This window comes from Comamonas fluminis (genome assembly GCF_019186805.1).
GTDB lineage: Bacteria > Pseudomonadota > Gammaproteobacteria > Burkholderiales > Burkholderiaceae_C > Comamonas > Comamonas fluminis.
In genome coordinates, this window is the sequence record NZ_CP066783.1 from 881,883 (window position 1) to 899,180 (window position 17,298).

The following is a 17,298-nucleotide window of genomic DNA, read 5'->3' on the forward strand; positions in this document are numbered from 1 at the left end:
GCCCCTTGTGATCGACAAGCGGGCCATGCCTATTTCCACTGAATTGCCAGTTCCATGAAAGCCTCCCAATTTCTCATCTCCACCCTCAAAGAAGCTCCGGCAGACGCCGAAGTGGTCAGCCACAAGCTCATGACACGGGCTGGCATGATCAAAAAGCTGGGTGCCGGCATCTATAACTACATGCCCATGGGCTTGCGCGTGATCCGCAAGGTCGAGGCCATCGTGCGCGAAGAAATGAACCGCGCCGGTGCCATTGAAACCACCATGCCCGTGGTGCAGCCTGCGGAGCTGTGGCAAGAAACCGGCCGCTTCGAGAAGATGGGCCCCGAGCTGCTGCGCATCCAGGACCGCCATGGCCGCGACTTTGTGATCCAGCCCACTTCCGAAGAAGTGGTGACCGATATTGCGCGCCAGGAGTTCAAGAGCTACAAGCAGCTGCCCAAGAACCTGTACCAGATTCAGACCAAGTTCCGTGACGAGCGCCGTCCCCGCTTTGGCCTGATGCGTGGCCGCGAATTCATCATGAAGGACGCCTACTCCTTCGACAAAGACCGCGATGCTGCCCAGATCAGCTACCAGACCATGCGCGAAGCCTACAAGCGCATCTTCGACCGCTTTGGCCTGCAGTACCGCGCCGTGCGTGCTGACTCCGGCGCCATCGGTGGCGATCTGAGTGAAGAATTCCAGGTGATTGCCTCCACCGGCGAAGACGCCATCGTCTATTGCCCGAACAGCGACTACGCCGCCAACATTGAAAAGGCTGAGGCGCTGGCACCCACCGCGACTCGTCCTGCTGCTGGCAAGGCCATGGAAAAGGTCGCCACGCCCGGCAATGCCACCTGCGAAGCCGTGGCCGAGCAACTGGGCCTGCCGCTGGCACAAACCGTCAAATCGCTGGTGCTGGCCACCGACGAGCTGGACGACAAGGGCATCATCGTTAAGACCCAAGTGTGGCTGCTGCTGCTGCGCGGCGACCATGAGATGAACGAGATCAAGGTCGGCAAGGTCGACGGCCTGGCGGGCTTCCGTTTTGCCTCTGTGCCCGAGATCGAAGACCACTTCGGTTGCAAGCCCGGCTACCTGGGCCCCATCAACCTGAAGAAGCCCGTGAACATCGTGGTAGACCGCGATGTGGCCGTGATGGCCGACTGGGTGTGCGGCGCCAACGAGGAAGACTTCCACATTACCGGCGTGAACTTTGGCCGTGACCTGCCAGAACCCGCTGTGGTGGCCGACCTGCGCAATGTGGTGGCTGGCGACAAGTCGCCCGACGGCGCGGGTGAGCTGGCCATTGAGCGCGGTATCGAAATTGGCCACGTGTTCTACCTGGGCACCAAGTATTCCAAAGCCATGGACGCCACCTTCCTGGGCGACAACGGCAAGCCCCAGCACTTTGAAATGGGCTGCTACGGCATTGGCGTGACCCGCCTGCCAGCTGCTGCCGTGGAGCAAAACCACGACGAGCGCGGCATGATCTGGCCCGACGCGATTGCGCCGTTCACCGTGGTGATCTGTCCCATCGGCATGGGCCGCAGCGAAGCGGTGAAGGAAGAAGCCTTCAAGCTGTATGACGCGCTGCTGGCCCTGGGTGTGGACGTGATTCTGGACGACCGTGATGAGCGCCCCGGCGCCATGCTGGCCGACTGGGAGCTGATCGGCGTGCCCCACCGCGTGGTGCTGGGCGACCGCGGTTTGAAGGAAGGCGTGGTGGAGTACCAGCAACGCCGTGACACAGAAGCTACAAAGCTGGCGACGAATGAGGTGCTGAACCACCTCAAGAGCCGCCTTGGCTTGTAAGCTTCTGTGGCATGTCCATCAATAGACGTTCCTGTTTAACGGCTGCGGCTTCACTGATCGTTCCATCGGTCGGTGGGCTGCTGCCTAAAGCTGCGTGGGCGGGTGGGCAGCTGGAAGAGCCGCTGGCTGATTCCGTGCGTACGGCACTTAGCGCTGCCGTGGCGGGGTCGGGCGCTCCGCCAGAGCTGGAGTTTGCCTCCACAGATGCGCGCATGAGCTATCTGCGCTGGCTGGTTCACTGCAGTGACAAGCTGGTCAAGCGCAAGCCCGATCCGCAGGCAAGACGTGAGTTTTTGCAGACTGTCTGGTACGAAGCCAAGCGCTCGGGTCTGGATGTGTCCATGGTCATGGGGCTGATTCAGGTGGAGAGCGGCTTTCGCAAGTACGCCATCTCCAGCGTGGGCGCGCGCGGCTATATGCAGATCATGCCGTTCTGGATGCGCCTGATTGGGGATGGTGATTCAGGCAAGCTGTTTCACATGCAGACCAATCTGCGCTTTGGCTGCGTGATTCTGCGCCACTATCTGGACCGCGAAAAAGGCGATGCGTACATGGCACTGGGCCGCTACAACGGCAGCCGGGGCAAGGATGCCTATCCCAATCTGGTGTTTGGCGCACAGCGCCAGTGGCAGCTGCCGCCGGAAGTGCAGAAGATTTAGCGCAAGCCGCCACCTTGGCGGCTTTTCTTTTTTAGGCCTGCGGATATGGCGCTGTGCTTGCGCGCAGTAATCAGCAAGGGAAGGAGAAAAATAAGAGCGCCTAGCGCTTTATTTGCATGCTTTCAGGAATAAATTGCCTGAAAACCGTTTTGCATCAAGCGCTGGCAGCTATGAATTTTTCAGGATACAGGTTTATCTGCGGGCGGCGCAGGCAGCTTCACCGCAGGTTCCGTGGCAGCGACGGCAGCCGCTGCTGACAAGGCCGCCGCAGGGTGGCCTGAGTCGATCACAAGCCGGGTGACCAGCACCTGATCGATGCGGTAGCTGTCCACGTCCATCACCTCAAAGCGGTAGCCGCCCCAGTCCACGCTGTCGGTGCGGCGTGGCACGCGGCGCAGCATGACCATCAGAAAGCCCGCCAGCGTCTCGTACTCATCATCATTGGGCATGTCGTCCAGGTGCAGCACGCGCATCACGTCTTCGATGGGGGCAATGCCGTCAATCAGCCAGGAATGCTCGTCGCGGCGAATGATCTGCTCTTCGTCGGTCGGGCCAACCAGATCGCCCATCACCGTGCTCATCACGTCGTTGAGTGTCACCACGCCCACGACCAGGCTGTATTCGTTGACGATGACGGCAAAGTCTTCGTGCACCTGGCGAAACTGCTCCAGCACCTCGGCCAGCGTCAGGCGGTCTGGCACGATCAGCACCTTGCGAATCAGGCTGCTGCCATCGCTCAGGGACAGCGGCTGATTGTTCAGGGCGCGCTGGAACAGGTCCTTGGCGTCCACATAGCCAATGACGTGGTCAATATCGCCTTCGCAGACGGGGTAGGTGGAAAAAGGCTCCTCCGCAATGCGGGCGCGAATGATGGCGTCGCTGTCGTCGCGGTAGAAGAAGGCCACGCTGTCGCGCTGGGTCATGGCCGAAGCTACGGTGCGCGAGTCCAGCTCGAACACATTGGCAATCACCTGCTGCTCGCGCACGGCCAGCACGCCGGCCTTGGTGCCTGCTTCGGTCATGGCCAGAATGTCGTCCGAGGTGATGCGCTCATCGCGTGTCATGGGCAGGCCCAGCAGCTTGAACAGGGCCTCGGTGGCGTGGTTGTAGAACCAGGTAATGGGTTTGAAGATCAGCACGCACCAGTGCATGGGGGTCAGCACGCGCACGATGTAGCGCTCGGGCTCATTCATGCTCAGGCGGCGGGGCAGCAGGTCGGCCAGCAGAATGAAGGCGGAGGTGACTATGAAAAACGAGAGCAGAAAGCCCAGTGTTCCAGCCATGCTGGGCGATACCCAGAGGCTGAACATCTCGGTCAGCGAGGGGCTGAACGCGCCTTCGCCAACAATACCGCCGAGGATGGCGACAGCGTTCTGACCCACTTGCACCACGGTGAAATACTCGCCTGGCTGCTCCTGCACACGCAGGGCGCGCTCTGCTCGGCTATCACCGTCATCGGCCATCTGACGCAGGCGCAGGCGTCGCGATGCGGCCAATGCGATCTCGGCGACCGAGAAGAAGGCGCTGAGCAAAATCAGCAAAAAAATCACCAGAAGGCTTTGGGTCACACTCATAGGCAAGGCTGCTGCGGCACGAGTGGGTGCCTGCAACCGGTTGTAGAACAGCCCCTATTCGACCACATAAAGTGTGTCGAGGGCGCTGGCATAGGCTTACGGTGCGGGCGGTGGCCTAGGCAGAAGCTGCATGGGCGGCGCGTGCCAGTGCATCAGCTTCGGTGTTTCGATGGCGCGGAACCCATTGCAGCACCAGTTCTTCAAAGCCGGACATTTGTGCGCGGGCCTGCTCGAACAGCGGGCTCAGGCGGGTGATGGGGCGGGCAGGCTTGGGGCCGGGCGGGCCTAGCTGCTCTAGCAGCACTTGCGAATCCGTGCGAATGCTCAGGTGCTGCGCGCCCAGTGACTGTGCCAGTTCGAGGGCAGCCATCAGGGCCAGCAGCTCGGCCTCGTTGTTGCAGCCGCTGCGGTGCAGGCTCTGCGACAGGCGGTGTTCGCTGCCGTCCGGCATGCGCAGCAAGGCACCCAGACTCATGGGGCCGGGGTTGGGCAAGGCACTGCCATCAATATGAATGCAGCAGTGGTGAGGCGGGGGAGGAGGAAGGGCTGGCATGAAAAAAGCCACCGGGGTGCCGGTGGCTTGTCTGGTGGTGTGGCTTACTTGGCGGCCAGCACTTGCTGCAGCTCACCCGACTCGTACATTTCCATCATGATGTCCGAGCCACCGATGAATTCGCCCTTGACGTAGAGCTGAGGGATGGTGGGCCACTGGCTGTAGTCCTTGATGCCCTGACGGATTTCCTGATCTTCCAGCACGTTCACGGTGGCGATGGACTTGGCATCCACGCCGCAGGCCTTCAGGATCTGGATGGCACGGCCAGAGAAGCCGCACTGTGGGAAGCTGGCGTTGCCCTTCATGAACAGCAGGATGTCGTTGTTCTTGACCAGGTCGTCGATGCGTTGTTGGGTGTTGCTCATAGTGGGCTCCGGATTCAATGAATGGCGGCCTGAGCCGCAATGTCTGCAATTATTTCACCGTCTTTAACAAGGCGGTAGTGTGAGGTGATTGAGAAAATTCTGCGCGATCATAGATCGGGTTGCAGGCCGCCAATTCAAGCCCTGCCAGGCCATTGCCCGCCGGTGCAGCGGTCTGTGCCGGCCAGGTCCTGGCGGTGCTGCACCTGTGCAAAGCCCGCATCCCGCATCAGCTGGGCTACATCGGCGGCCTGATCCCAGCCATGCTCGAACAGCAGCCAGCCACCGGGTTTGAGCACCTCAGGCGTCTGGCCGATGATGGTGCGAATATCTTCCAGACCGTCTTCTCCGCTGGCCAGTGCTGACAGTGGCTCATGGGTGAGGGCGGCCAGATGGGGGTCATCCGAGCGGATATAGGGCGGGTTGCTGACTACCAGATCGAAAGCAGCTTGACCCATCAGGGGCTCCAGCCAGCTGCCATGGGCAAACTGCACGGGCAGTTTCAGCTGCTGGGCATTGCTTTGGGCAACCGCCAGAGCGTCGGCGCTGGCATCGACGGCAATCAGCTGTGCCGCTGGGCGCTGGCTTTGCAGGGCCAGTGCAATGGCGCCGCTGCCGGTGCCCAGATCGACCACGCGGGTGGCTGCGCCTTCGGGCATCAGCTCCAGCGCCCAGTCCACCAGGGTTTCGGTATCGGGTCGGGGGTCCAGCACGCGGGCGTCTACGGACAGGTTCAGGCCATAGAACTCTTTGTGGCCGGTCAGATAGGCCACAGGCGTGCCTTGCTGGCGCTGGGTGCAGAGATCGACCCAACGCTGCTGTTGCTCGGTGCTCAGAATATCGGTGTCATGCGTGATAAGCCAAGCACGGGCATGCGCTGGCTGCTGCATTAAAGATAGCAGCAGCATTTGCGCATCTACGCGCGCCATGCCTTGCTGGGCAGCTTGTTGCAGCGCCTGGGCAACGGTGAGAGGGTAGGAGAAAGAGGAAGCGGAATCAGTCATGGCTTCGCCGTGGGCGATCTTCTTCAATAACGGTAAATCTCGGGGTCGCCAGCTTTGTATTTGCTGCCATACAGCGTGGCACTGGACTGGCCGGGCTCCAGCATGGGGCGCGAGCGTATGCCCAGCAGCAGATGTTCGATGGCTTGCTCTAGGCTATCTGCCTCGAAACTGAGGCCGACAAAAGACCAGGAAAAGCAGCGCCCGTCACGCGCCATCAGCAACTGGCTGTGGCAGTGGTGAACTTCCGCAATCGGTATCAGTCGGGTGTTCAGGCGCTTTTCCCAGGCAACGAGGGTGTCATCGACATCTTCGCCCGTGAAATGGTCTTCACACCAGTCAAACGCTATATCGCTGCAGGCGCATTCCCGGCCTGTGCCGACCTGGCCTATATGCAAATCCGCCAGACTTTGCAGTGCTGCCACTGCGGGATGGCGGGCCAGTCGGGGCTGAGCATCAAGAGCGCTTTGAATGACTGTAGGAATGGCGACTTCTCGCTCAGGGTTCCAGCCTTTGGCTTTCAGCGGCTTGAGCACGACAGGGGAGTCAAGGTACAGCATGGCGAATTCTTTAGCGCCCGGGCGCAGAAATAAACGGGCGCGACTGCAGGATGATGACCTGATTGCCTTGCACGGCCCATTCAATGTCCTGATCCTTGCTGCCAAAGCGTTGCTTGATGCCCGCACCCGCGCGGGCCAGACGCTGCACCAGCTCATCGCTGAGCACGGCGCGGCCAGCAGCTACGGGCACTTCGCGCACGCCGCCTTTGCTGTCCAGTTGCAGGGCAATATCGTCGTCCGAGCGGTTGAGCACCTGCACCGCCTTGCTGCGGCTGTTGTAGAGAATTTGCTCTGCCACGCGCTTGCCTTCCACCACGCGAATGCCAATGCCGCGCTTGGCGGCGATATAGGTGGCGTAGCGGCGGCTGGCATCAAACGGGTCGCGGGTAATCATCACGCCCGAGGCGGTGGAATCCACGGCTTTTTGCACAAAGACGGACATGACGACCTGCTGGTCATCAATGCCTGCGGCCTGGCGGGCCTCCCAGGCTTCGAAGTTATAGACCGAGGCCCAGACCTTGCGCACGGCGGCGGTCAGATCGGTGCTGCTGCGCACATTGGGCACGGTGGTGTACAGGCCCGCGCCGCTGAAGTTGGGCAGGTCTTCCGAGCTGGAAGAGCTGCGCACAAACACGCCCTGGCTGCCCAGTTGGTCGGCCCAGCGTTTGGCCCAGGCGTCAGCCGTTGCAGTATTCACAGGCCATTGTTCAATTTCGGCCTGCAGCGCAGACAGGGCTTGCCTGCGAACTCCTGCATCTGTAGCAAAGCCCGGCTGCTGGCGCATGCGGGCAATGCGCTCGCTCAGGCCGTTGCCGCGCATAAAGTCGGCATAGGCGGCAAAGGGAATGCAAAAACCGTCGGGCACGATGACATCGGCCAGCCGGGCCGATTGAATCTCGCCCAGATTGGCGGCCTTGGCGCCGCAGCGCTGACGGTCCGCACCGCGCAGGCTGGCCAGTGGCACCAGGTCGGCGCGTTTCAGATCAGGCTTGATGAGCAGGCGGTTGCCGTTGGCGGGTTTGGCTTGCGCCTTTTTCTCGGCAGCCTGGCGCTCTGCATCCGTAGCAGCGCGCAGTTGCAGGCCAGAGGCTTGCACGTCGATATGCACCCACTGGCCGTTGAAGGGCGCATATTGCTCGGCCGCTTTTTGCACATAGGCGTTGGGCACGCCCCAGCCCCGGGCCAGCAGATTGACGTGAGAGAGCACGGTGGATGGGCGCTCTGTGACAACGCCAGCCACGGGCGGCAGGCTGATGGGCACTTCGCGCAGCAGCACAATGTCCTGCGGCTTCAGGTCGTTGAGGCCTTCAACCGAGTTCACAATGCGCAGCCGCCCTGTGGCCTGGCCCAGGTTTAGCGGCAAAAAGGTCTGCGAGCCCAGCAATTGCGCCTGAGTGACGGCATCAATGCCAGCGGCTTTAGCGACGGATTCGTGCAAGGTGGAGTTGGCCTTGAAGCGCACCGGGGCGAAGAAGCCGGTTTTCAGCGCATCGGCTGTGGTCTTGAGCAGCTCTGGCGTGAGCTGGTCGCCTTCCCAGTACTCAAAACTGTAGTCCTTGAGCACGGGCTGCCAGCTCAGTGTGCCCAGAATGAAGCGCCGATCAGGCTCACGGTAATTGCGGTTGAGTGCCTGCTTGCCGCTACGCAGCAGCCCCTTGGCGTGCAGAAAGTCTTCGTGAAAAGCGTAGCGCGGTGTATTGATGAAATACAGCCTGGCGGGCTTGCTTTGTCGGTCAATGGCAAACAGCACATGGGGCATGGCGCTGCTGGAGTTGACCGGGTCATAGGTGCGTGCCAAGCGGTCAAAATCTGCGCGGCTGGTCAGGGTGCTGAGGCTGGCAGGGGCCACGCGGTTGCCACTGGCATCGACCGGGCTGCCTGCGCCCGAGTCATAGGCCGAGGGCTTGCGCAGCAGTTGCGCCTGGGCGGGGGCTGCGCAGGCTGCCAGCAGGGAGAAGGAGAGTAAAAGCGGTCCCAGTTCTGGCAGCAGTCGTTTCATATCAATGCGTTTCTAGTTCGGCAAGCAGTTCGGCTTCGCGGGCATGTTGCAGGGCTTCGATCACATCGCCCATATCGCCTTCCATCACGGCCAGCAGCTTGTATAGCGTCAGGTTGATGCGGTGGTCGGTCAGGCGACCTTGCGGGAAGTTGTAGGTGCGAATGCGGTCGCTGCGGTCGCCAGAGCCTATCAGACCCTTGCGAAGGGCGGCTTCCTTGGCGGCGCGTTCGCTGCGCTCTTTTTCTTGAATGCGGGCCTGCAGCACTTGCAAGGCCTTGGCCTTGTTGCTGTGCTGGCTGCGGCCGTCCTGACACTCGGCCACGATGCCGGTGGGCAGGTGAACCACGCGCACGGCGGAGTCGGTCTTGTTGATGTGCTGGCCGCCAGCGCCGCTGGCACGGAAGGTGTCGATGCGCAGGTCGGCGGGGTTGAGCGTGATGGCTTCGGCCTCATCGGGCTCGGGCATCACGGCCACGGTGCAGGCGCTGGTGTGGATGCGGCCTTGCGTTTCGGTGGCGGGAACGCGCTGCACGCGATGACCGCCGGACTCAAAGCGCAGCGCGCCATAGACGTTGTCGCCTTCTATGCGCAGCACCACTTCCTTGTAGCCGCCAATTTCGCTTTCGTTGGCGCTCATGACCTCGACCTTCCAGCCCACATTGGTGGCGTAGCGGGTGTACATGCGGGTCAGGTCACCTGCAAACAGGGCCGACTCATCACCGCCGGTGCCAGCGCGGATTTCTACAAAAGCGGGGCGGGCGTCGTCCGGGTCTTTGGGCAGCAGCAGGCGCTGCAGCTCGGCTTCCAGCTTGATCAGTTCCTGCTCGCCGCTGGCAATTTCTTCCTGCGCCATTTCGGCCATGTCCGGGTCGTCCAGCATTTCACGGGCGGCACTCATGTCGGCCTCGGTCTGCTGATAGCGCGCATAGCGGCTGGCAATGGCCGTGACATCGGCATGCTCGCGCGAAATGGCGCGGTACTGCTTCATGTCGCCCATGATGTCTTCGCGCGAGAGCAGGAAGTCCAGCTCCTGCAGTCGTTGGGCATAACGTTCGAGCTGGTTGCGCAGAAAGTCTTGCATGGTGTTTACCAAGGGCAAGGAACAGGCTGCGCTGCAGCATGTTCCTGAAGAAGATGGGAGAGATGGAGGCAGGCCGAGGGACGACCTTGGCACCGCAGCAGCATTGGGAGCTGCGGCAGTGCGATAAGCGGGCGAGCGCCGCTAAAGCTTGGATGCGTTGCGGCTGGAGCGCAGGAACAGGCGGGAGACGGCATCGGCCGTCTGGGCGCGCTCGTCGGCGTCGCCCTTGTGCAGCTCGGCCATGGTGCCGTGCAGCATTTTCTGTGTCAGGCCGCGTGAGAGGGCTTCCAGCACAGTATCAATGTCTTCGCCCTTGGCCAGCAGCTTCTTGGCGCGGGCGATTTCCAACGCGCGCCATTCGTCAGCCTGGGCGTTGACCTGCTGAATCAGGGAGACCGAGCCACCCATGGGGCTGCGCTGGTCCATCCACTGCATGAAGTTCTGCACGCCAGTGTCGATGATGACTTCGGCCTGCTGCACTGCAGCCTGACGCTGTGCCTGACCGGTGCGCACCACGGTGGCCAGATCGTCCACGGTGTAGAGATAAACGTCGTTGAGGTTCTTGACCTCGGATTCAATATCGCGTGGCACCGCCAAGTCCACCATGAAGATGGGGCGGCGTTTACGCTTTTTGAGAGCAGACTCCACAGCACCCAGGCCGATGATGGGCAGGCTGGAGGCTGTGCAGCTGATGATGGCGTCGTATTCGTGCAGATGCTCGGGCAGGTCGGCCAGACGCATGGTGCCCGCACCAAACTGGGCGGCCAGCTTCTCGCCGCGCTCCATCGTGCGGTTGGCGATGGTGATCTGCTTGGGGTTGCGTGCGGCGAAGTGGGTGGAGACCAGCTCGATCATTTCGCCCGCACCCACGAACAGCACGCGGATCTTGGTCAGGTCTTCAAACAGCTGACCGGCCAGACGCACGGCCGCTGCAGCCATGGAGATGGAGTGTGCGCCAATTTCGGTGGACGAGCGCACTTCCTTGGCAACGGCAAAGCTGCGCTGGAACAGTTGGTTGAGCGTGGTGCCCAGAGCGCCCGCAGTCTCTGCAGCACGCACGGCATTTTTCATCTGGCCGAGGATCTGTGCCTCGCCCAGCACCATGGAGTCCAGGCCGGAAGCCACACGGAAGGCATGGCGGGCGACGGAGCCGTCTTGCAGCAGATAAGAGTGCTGGCGCAGCAATTCAGGCGCCACACCACCGCTTTGGGCCAGCCAGCGCACGGTGTGCTCCATGGCGGGCGCGTTGGCGGCGCAGTAAATCTCGGTGCGGTTGCAGGTGGAGAGAATGGCGGTTTCCACAGCGTCATGGCTGCGACCCGAGGTCGTCAGAGAGCTGCGCAGACCCTGCAGCGTCGGCGCGATCTGATCGAGCGCGAACGCAAAACGGCCCCGCATATCGAGCGGCGCCGTGTGGTGATTGATACCTAAAGCCCAGACTGCCATAAGTGCCGATTATAAAATTTCGTACCGAATTGGGTATCCATCCGATTCAAAGCCTTGGAATCGATTGCTGTCATGGGCCTTGTTGCGAGCGTGAATCATTTATTGAACTTTGTGGCCCCGGCTTTCTTCCTGGCTCTGGGTCTGGCTGTGTGTGCTCGCATTTTCAAGCAAAACAAGGCTGGAGCCCAATCCTTTATTGCGCAGGTAGCTATCAATTTCATACTGGGAAGTCTGGTTTTGCTGGCCGGTCTCTGGCTGTTTTCACGAGATGGAAAGATGGCCAGCTATGCAAGTCTGGTGCTTGTAAGTGCCTTTTGCCAGTGGGTGCTTTCACGCAGCTGGCGCTGATTGCAGCCTGTAGCGCAGGGCTGTTTTGCGCCAAAGCTTGATGTGACTCAAGGCCGGAGAGGTCTTTGAGTCGGCGCTTTACAACACGCTGCGCCCGGACTGGGGCTTTGGCAGGGCGGATGTGCCCTTCTATTAAGCAATGCGGGGGCCTGTCTGCCGTGCACCTGATGATGGAGGGCTGCGGTCATCGTTTATCTGACGGGTGATTTCCCGCAGTGCCTACCCATTTTGCGGGCGTGCCGGGCATTTTCATGGCCTTCGGAAATGTCAAAAAACTGTGGTGAGGAAGCTGCGATTGAGGGATTCCTTACCTCATCTGCTATCAGAATCAGTTACGCTCGCAGGTTAGTGTCATCGTATATCTGATGTAACAACACGAAAACAAGCGTCTAGGAATCGTACCGGAATGAAGTTCAATCCCATCGCAGCGTTGGTCATGTCGAGTCTGGCGGCCCTGGCCCAGAGCGCATACGCGCAAGCCGGTGCGGAAGGTCGTATGAACTTCCTGCGCGATGCCCGTGGCAGCACTTCCGGCCCTCAGTTCGAGTTCAGCCGCCTGCAGTACGGCCCGTTGCCGATTTCTGGCGCACGTGTGGCTTCTACCGCAGGCCCGCTGCAAGCTGCCGAGCGTGGCGATGCCAAGGCGCAGAACCAGCTGGGCGAGATGTATGTGCATGGCCAGGGCGTGCCCCAGAACGCTGCCACGGCGGCCCAATGGTTCCGCAAGGCGGCTGCCCAGAACCACGCTGGTGCGCAAAACAGTCTGGGCGCCTTGTATGCCAACGGCCAGGGCGTACCGCAGAACTACCGCGAAGCTGCCCAGTGGTACGGGCGCTCTGCCCAGCAGGGCAATGCGGTTGCACAGTACAACCTGTCTCACCTCTATCAGGAAGGTCTGGGCGTGCCCCAGAGCTTCAGCACCGCCGCACAGTGGCTGGAAAAATCTGCCGCGCAAGGTCATGTGACTGCCCAGTTCGAGCTGGGGCAGCGCTACCTCAAGGGCAATGGCGTGGCCGTCAATTACATGACGGCAGCCGACTGGTTCAAGAAAGCCGCCGATCAAGGCCATGCCGAGGCGCAGAACCAGCTGGGCTCCATGCTGTCTGACGGCGTAGGCGTGAAGTTGGATCCTGTGCAGGCCGCCCAGTGGCTGCAGCGCGCTGCCGAGCAGGGCGACGCACGCGCACAGAACAGCCTGGGCCGCATGTATATGGATGGTGTGGGCGTTGCGCGCAACTACCAGACGGCAGCGAGCTGGTTCACCAAGAGTGCCGAGCAGTGGAATGCCGATGGCCAGAACAATCTGGGCCGTCTGTACCTGTATGGCCTGGGTGTGGAGCAAAGCCCCGCCTACGCCGCGCAGTGGTTCCAGCGCGCAGCAGACCAGAATCACGCAGACGCTCAGTACAACCTGGGTACTGTCTATGCCGAAGGCCTGGGCACGCCCCAGAACTACGGCACAGCACTGCAGTGGTATCAGAAGGCAGCCGAGCAAGGCCATGCCGCCGCGATCAACAACGTGGGTGCGCTTTACGCCGAAGGCCGTGGCGTGCCGCAAAGCTATGCCAGCGCCATGCAGTGGTTCCGCCGCGCTGCGGACAAGGGCGATGCGTCGGCCCAGTTCAATCTGGCGCGTCTGTATGCCGATGGTCAGGGGGGCGCAGCCAGCCCGGCACAGGCTGTGAAGTGGTACACGGCTGCGGCAGAGCAGGGGCATTCCGGCGCGCAGAACCGTCTGGGCGTGATGTACGCCGAAGGTCAGGGCACAGCGCGTGACTACGGCAAGGCCGTGCAGTGGTATCAGCGCGCCGCCGAGCAGGGCGATGCCGCAGCCCAGTTCAATCTGGGCATGGTCTATGCACAGGGCCAGGGCGTGCCGCGTGACAACGCCAAGGCCTACTTCTGGTACAACCTGGCAGCCATGGAGCTGGGTGGCGATGCCGCCAAGCGCCGTGACGAAGCGGCCAACAAGCTGACCATTGCACAAGTGGCAGAGCAGCAGAACAAGGCGCTGGCCTGGCAGCCCAAGCGCTGAGCGAGTTCAGCCTCCATCCCGAAAACGCTTCTCTGTGAGAAGCGTTTTTTATGCCCGCCATGCCTCAAATGCAGGTGTTGAACGGCAGGGATGGGCGCTACAGTACGTTCCGGCGGACTCATGCGGTGCAAACGGATGAGCCGCAAAGCACACACGCAAAAATCTAGGAGACATTGATGAAAAAAATCACCATGAACATTCTGGCGGGCCTGCTGGCGGGCACAGGTTTGCTGATGGCGGCGGGCGCGCAGGCGTCTGATGCCTTCCCCAGCAAGCCGATTCGTCTGGTGGTGGGCTTTCCTGCAGGCGGCCCGCTGGATCAGCATGCCCGTTTGCTGACGGACAAGCTGCAAGCCGTGCTGGGCCAGCCTGTGGTGGTGGATTACAAGCCGGGCGCCGGTGGCTCTGTGGGCGCGCAGGATGTTATGCGCTCGCCTGCGGATGGCTACACGCTGATGCTGGCCAATACCGGCGTGATGGTCATCAACCCAGCGCTGTACAGCAAGCTGCCCTACAACACGCTAAAGGACTTCACCCCCATTGCCCGCACTGCCATGCAGCCGCTGGCGCTGCTGGTGAACAACAAGGTGCCCGCCAAGACGCTGGGCGAGTTCACAGCCTATGCCAAGGCCAACCCCGGCAAGGTCAATTTCGGATCGGCAGGCAATGGCGGCATCAGCCATCTGGTGCCTGAGATGTACAAGAGCGCGGCGGGCGTGGACCTGGTGCACATTCCCTACAAGGGCAGCGCACCTGCGTTCACCGATCTGATCGGCGGTCAGGTGCAGTTCATGGCTGAGAGCATTCCTCAGGCTGCTGCCTATCACAAGCAAGGCAAGGTGCGAGCGCTGGCGGTGACCAGCAAGGAACGCAACCCTGCGCTGCCCGAGGTGCCGACCGCGATTGAATCCGGCCTCAAGGGTTTTGAGGTGGTGGGCTTCTACGGTTTCCTGGCCCCAGCCGGAACACCCAAGCCTGTGGTGGACAAGCTTAGCGGCGCTTTCCAGCAAGTCATGAACAACCCGGAGGTCAAGAACCGCATGGTGGAGCAGGGGGCCGACCCCGCGTTTCTGGGCTCTGAAGCTTTTGGCAAGTTCCTGAGCAGCGAAATGCCACGCTGGGCGGCGGCGGTGAAGGCTTCAGGCACAAAACTGGACTGACACCCCCTGAGCGGCTGCGCCTGGGCGGCCCCTCCGCTTCCACCTCTCTCTACGCGCTTTGCGCTATGGGAGGGGGACGACAGCTTCGGTGCGGGGCGGCCCTTCCTCGCTGTCCCTTGGCCGGGGTACGCCAGTTTTTGATGTCTTTGAGCGCAAAAAAGCCCAGTCACTTTGCGGTGGCTGGGCTTTTTTGTTTGCTATCGGGCTGGAAGCTGTTTTCGCATGTATTTAAAGAATTTCAGATCTAATCATTGCTGAAATCCAGTCAATGCATACGTAGGCAGCTCCTGATTTAGATGCGGTCGCCAGTTTGCGCGGGGCTGAACAGGTCCACGCGGTCGGTGATGATGCCGTCGGTGCCCAGGTCGATCAGGCGCTGTGCGGCCCATTCATCGTTGACGGTGTAGCTGCTGCAGCGCAGGCCTGCGCCGTGCACCTTGGCCACCAGCTCTGGGTTCCACAGGCCTTGGTTGAGCACCATGGCGCTGCAGTCCAGATCCAGCGCAATCTTCAGGTCGGCGTCGCCTGTGCCATCGGCAAATTTGTCCACCAGCAGGCCGCGCGGAATGTGCGGGGCCACGTCTTTGGCGCCTTTGAGTGAGTCGGGCTTGAACGAGGTGAACAGCGGCTGGACGATGTCCTTGGGCCAGATGCGGTTCATCAGCTCGCCACAGGCGCGGCCTGTTTCTTCGTCCTGGCCGGGCGTGGGCTTGATTTCCACATTCAGATGCAGATGGTTGGCCAGGCACCAGCGGGCCAGTGCTTCCAGCGTGGGCAGGTTTTCACCTGCATAGGCGCGGGAGTGCCAGCTGCCAGCGTCCAGCTGGGCGATTTCGCCCATGGTCAGCTCGCCACCAATGCCGTGGCCGTTGGTGGTGCGCTCCAGCGTGGCATCGTGCATCAAAAACAGCACGCCATCCTTGCTGAGCTTGGCATCGCATTCAAAAAAACGATAGCCGTGGTGCGCGCCCAGGCGAAAGGCGCTCAGGGTGTTTTCCGGTGCCAGCTTGCCAGCGCCGCGGTGGGCTACCCAACGTGGGTAGGGCCAGGGTTTCAGTGCAGTAGTCATGACCATATTGCGCCCCGGTGCGCAGGGCGCCAGGGCATTGGTAAACAGTGATAGCAATGGTACTGCGCTGACTCTTGCGCCGGGTGCTTCGGGATGTATTCCATTACTTCATTTAAACGATGAGTGCGGGCTGCGGCGGCCAGACCATGCCTGCTGTCACAACCGTTATTGGCAACCTCATGGCCAATGCATTCAAGGAGATGGGATGAACCAGCGCGTGTTGCCGGATTCTCTGGAGGAGGAGCTGATTGCCCAGCAGTTGCAGCTGCAGAAGGCGGCGTTTGTGGCCGAGGGGCCGGTGCCCGCTGCCGTGCGCCAAGACCGCCTGCAGCGCTGCGTGGATTTGCTCAAGACCCATGCCGATCGCATCTGCGAAGTCATCAGCGAAGACTTTGGCGGGCGCCATCCGGTCAGCACCTTGACCATGGATGTGCAGACCCCCATCGGGCACCTGAAATACGCGAAGAAAAACGTGGCGCGCTGGATGCGCCCGCAGCGCCGCGCCAGCGTCTTCCCCTTCAATCTGTTTGGTGCGCGGGCGGAACTGCGCTTTCAGCCCAAGGGCGTGGTTGGCATTGCGGGAACGTGGAACTGTCCGCTGTTCATGCTGTTTGGCCCGCTGGCTGGGGTGTTTGCGGCGGGCAACCGGGCCATGCTCAAGCCTTCGGATTTGTCGCCAGCAACCTCGCAATGGCTGGCTGAGACCGTGCCTCAGTATTTCGACCCGCTGGAGCTGAGCGTGATTACCGGCGGCGTGGCGACGGCGCAGGCATTTACGCGCCAGGCTTTTGACCATCTGGTGTTTACCGGCAGCACCCAGGTCGCCAAGCAGATCATGCGCGATGCGGCAGAAAACCTGGTGCCGCTGACGCTGGAGCTGGGCGGCAAATCGCCCACGGTGATTGGGCGTTCGGCTGATATCCAAAAGGCCGCGCTGAGCGTGGCGCTGGCGCGAATTCAGAATGGCGGTCAGGTCTGCGTGATGCCCGATACCGTCTATGTGCCCCGCGAGCGCATGGCCGAGTTTGTGGCGGAGTTCAAGGCGCTGTGGCAGCAAATGCTGCCCACGGTGGCGGGTAACCAAGACCTGACGGCCATTGCCAATGCGCGGCATCTGGAGCGGCTGGAAGGCAAGATTGCGCAGGCTGAGGCTGCCGGTGCCAAGGTGGAGAGCCTGGGCGCAGCCAGTGTGAATGCGGCAGACAGGCGGCGACCACTGCGGCTGGTGCAGGATGCACCCACTGACACGGCCTTTGCACGCGAGGAAATCTTTGGCCAGGCCATGGCGCTGGAGAGCTATGACGATGTGCAGGCCGTGGTGGCGCGCATCAACGTCGGCGCCAGACCGCTGGCGCTGTACTACTACGGCAAGGACAGGCAGGAGCAGGAATATGTGCTGGGCCACACGTTGTCTGGCGGTGCTTGCGTGAACGAGGCCATGCTGCATGTGGCGGTGCATGACATGCCGTTTGGCGGCATTGGTGCATCAGGCATGGGCTGCTACAACGGCCCGGAAGGCTTTGCAGAGTTCAGCCACTTGCGCGGCGTGTATCACGCGGGCTGGTGGGATCCGCGAGTGAAGCTGGGCATGGTCCCGCCCTATACGGACAAGCTGGTGCAGATGCTCAAGAAAGCGCTGTAAAGGCGTAAAAAA

Annotated in this window: 14 protein-coding genes; 5 read left to right on the forward strand and 9 right to left on the reverse strand. The window is 61.5% G+C overall.

Going from position 1 to position 17,298, the window contains the following annotated elements:
• Window positions 1-54 precede the first annotated feature (54 nt).
• Entirely contained in the window at window positions 55-1,797 is a 1,743-nt protein-coding gene (locus JDW18_RS04410; protein WP_218242502.1) for a proline--tRNA ligase, read from the forward strand.
• An 11-nt stretch (window positions 1,798-1,808) separates the two neighbouring features.
• Window positions 1,809-2,456, forward strand: coding sequence for a lytic transglycosylase domain-containing protein (locus tag JDW18_RS04415; RefSeq protein WP_218242503.1), 648 nt, complete (start codon window positions 1,809-1,811; stop codon window positions 2,454-2,456).
• A gap of 179 nt (window positions 2,457-2,635) precedes the next feature.
• Here JDW18_RS04415 and paeA read toward each other — a convergent pair whose 3' ends face one another.
• The 8 genes from paeA to hemA form a co-directional block, all read right to left on the reverse strand.
• Window positions 2,636-4,030, reverse strand: coding sequence for a polyamine export protein PaeA (gene paeA / locus JDW18_RS04420; RefSeq protein WP_246610275.1), 1,395 nt, complete (start codon window positions 4,028-4,030; stop codon window positions 2,636-2,638).
• 115 nt (window positions 4,031-4,145) lie between these two features.
• The gene (locus tag JDW18_RS04425; protein ID WP_425514774.1) at window positions 4,146-4,583 is read right to left on the reverse strand and encodes a reverse transcriptase-like protein; all 438 of its coding nucleotides are present in this window, start codon (window positions 4,581-4,583) and stop codon (window positions 4,146-4,148) included.
• A gap of 44 nt (window positions 4,584-4,627) precedes the next feature.
• Window positions 4,628-4,948, reverse strand: coding sequence for a Grx4 family monothiol glutaredoxin (gene grxD, locus JDW18_RS04430; protein ID WP_218242505.1), 321 nt, complete (start codon window positions 4,946-4,948; stop codon window positions 4,628-4,630).
• Window positions 4,949-5,082: 134 nt separating this feature from the next.
• Window positions 5,083-5,949 carry a peptide chain release factor N(5)-glutamine methyltransferase gene (gene prmC / locus JDW18_RS04435; RefSeq protein ID WP_218242506.1) on the reverse strand — a complete coding sequence of 289 codons (867 nt, stop codon included), beginning with the start codon at window positions 5,947-5,949 and terminating at the stop codon, window positions 5,083-5,085.
• A gap of 23 nt (window positions 5,950-5,972) precedes the next feature.
• Window positions 5,973-6,506, reverse strand: a complete 534-nt coding sequence (locus tag JDW18_RS04440; protein ID WP_218242507.1) for an SUKH-3 domain-containing protein — start codon at window positions 6,504-6,506, stop codon at window positions 5,973-5,975.
• A gap of 10 nt (window positions 6,507-6,516) precedes the next feature.
• Window positions 6,517-8,505, reverse strand: coding sequence for a PEP/pyruvate-binding domain-containing protein (locus JDW18_RS04445; RefSeq protein ID WP_218242508.1), 1,989 nt, complete (start codon window positions 8,503-8,505; stop codon window positions 6,517-6,519).
• Window position 8,506: 1 nt separating this feature from the next.
• A complete protein-coding gene (gene prfA, locus JDW18_RS04450) occupies window positions 8,507-9,586 on the reverse strand; it encodes a peptide chain release factor 1 (protein ID WP_218242509.1) in 1,080 nt (359 codons plus the stop codon).
• Window positions 9,587-9,727: 141 nt separating this feature from the next.
• A complete protein-coding gene (hemA, locus tag JDW18_RS04455; protein ID WP_218242510.1) occupies window positions 9,728-11,032 on the reverse strand; it encodes a glutamyl-tRNA reductase in 1,305 nt (434 codons plus the stop codon).
• Between the two features lie 754 nt (window positions 11,033-11,786).
• Between hemA and JDW18_RS04460 the strand changes: the two genes are divergently transcribed.
• Window positions 11,787-13,415 carry an SEL1-like repeat protein gene (locus tag JDW18_RS04460; RefSeq protein WP_218242511.1) on the forward strand — a complete coding sequence of 543 codons (1,629 nt, stop codon included), beginning with the start codon at window positions 11,787-11,789 and terminating at the stop codon, window positions 13,413-13,415.
• Window positions 13,416-13,591: 176 nt separating this feature from the next.
• Window positions 13,592-14,575, forward strand: a complete 984-nt coding sequence (locus JDW18_RS04465) for a Bug family tripartite tricarboxylate transporter substrate binding protein (protein WP_218242512.1) — start codon at window positions 13,592-13,594, stop codon at window positions 14,573-14,575.
• A gap of 292 nt (window positions 14,576-14,867) precedes the next feature.
• Here JDW18_RS04465 and ugpQ read toward each other — a convergent pair whose 3' ends face one another.
• Window positions 14,868-15,644 carry a glycerophosphodiester phosphodiesterase gene (gene ugpQ / locus JDW18_RS04470; protein WP_218242513.1) on the reverse strand — a complete coding sequence of 259 codons (777 nt, stop codon included), beginning with the start codon at window positions 15,642-15,644 and terminating at the stop codon, window positions 14,868-14,870.
• Window positions 15,645-15,849: 205 nt separating this feature from the next.
• On the opposite strand from ugpQ, the gene JDW18_RS04475 reads away from it, so the two are divergent.
• Window positions 15,850-17,286 carry an aldehyde dehydrogenase family protein gene (locus JDW18_RS04475; RefSeq protein WP_218242514.1) on the forward strand — a complete coding sequence of 479 codons (1,437 nt, stop codon included), beginning with the start codon at window positions 15,850-15,852 and terminating at the stop codon, window positions 17,284-17,286.
• Window positions 17,287-17,298 lie beyond the last annotated feature (12 nt).

Coding starts and splice junctions, on each gene's coding strand:
- JDW18_RS04440 (WP_218242507.1), bottom strand. CDS start 6,506: ATGCTGTACCTTGACTCCCCTGTCGTGCTCAAGCCGCTGAAAGCCAAA.
- JDW18_RS04415 (WP_218242503.1), top strand. CDS start 1,809: ATGTCCATCAATAGACGTTCCTGTTTAACGGCTGCGGCTTCACTGATC.
- prfA (WP_218242509.1), bottom strand. CDS start 9,586: ATGCAAGACTTTCTGCGCAACCAGCTCGAACGTTATGCCCAACGACTG.
- JDW18_RS04425 (WP_425514774.1), bottom strand. CDS start 4,583: ATGCCAGCCCTTCCTCCTCCCCCGCCTCACCACTGCTGCATTCATATT.
- JDW18_RS04475 (WP_218242514.1), top strand. CDS start 15,850: ATGAACCAGCGCGTGTTGCCGGATTCTCTGGAGGAGGAGCTGATTGCC.
- JDW18_RS04460 (WP_218242511.1), top strand. CDS start 11,787: ATGAAGTTCAATCCCATCGCAGCGTTGGTCATGTCGAGTCTGGCGGCC.
- ugpQ (WP_218242513.1), bottom strand. CDS start 15,644: ATGACTACTGCACTGAAACCCTGGCCCTACCCACGTTGGGTAGCCCAC.
- hemA (WP_218242510.1), bottom strand. CDS start 11,032: ATGGCAGTCTGGGCTTTAGGTATCAATCACCACACGGCGCCGCTCGAT.
- JDW18_RS04410 (WP_218242502.1), top strand. CDS start 55: ATGAAAGCCTCCCAATTTCTCATCTCCACCCTCAAAGAAGCTCCGGCA.
- paeA (WP_246610275.1), bottom strand. CDS start 4,030: ATGAGTGTGACCCAAAGCCTTCTGGTGATTTTTTTGCTGATTTTGCTC.
- JDW18_RS04445 (WP_218242508.1), bottom strand. CDS start 8,505: ATGAAACGACTGCTGCCAGAACTGGGACCGCTTTTACTCTCCTTCTCC.
- prmC (WP_218242506.1), bottom strand. CDS start 5,949: ATGACTGATTCCGCTTCCTCTTTCTCCTACCCTCTCACCGTTGCCCAG.
- JDW18_RS04465 (WP_218242512.1), top strand. CDS start 13,592: ATGAAAAAAATCACCATGAACATTCTGGCGGGCCTGCTGGCGGGCACA.
- grxD (WP_218242505.1), bottom strand. CDS start 4,948: ATGAGCAACACCCAACAACGCATCGACGACCTGGTCAAGAACAACGAC.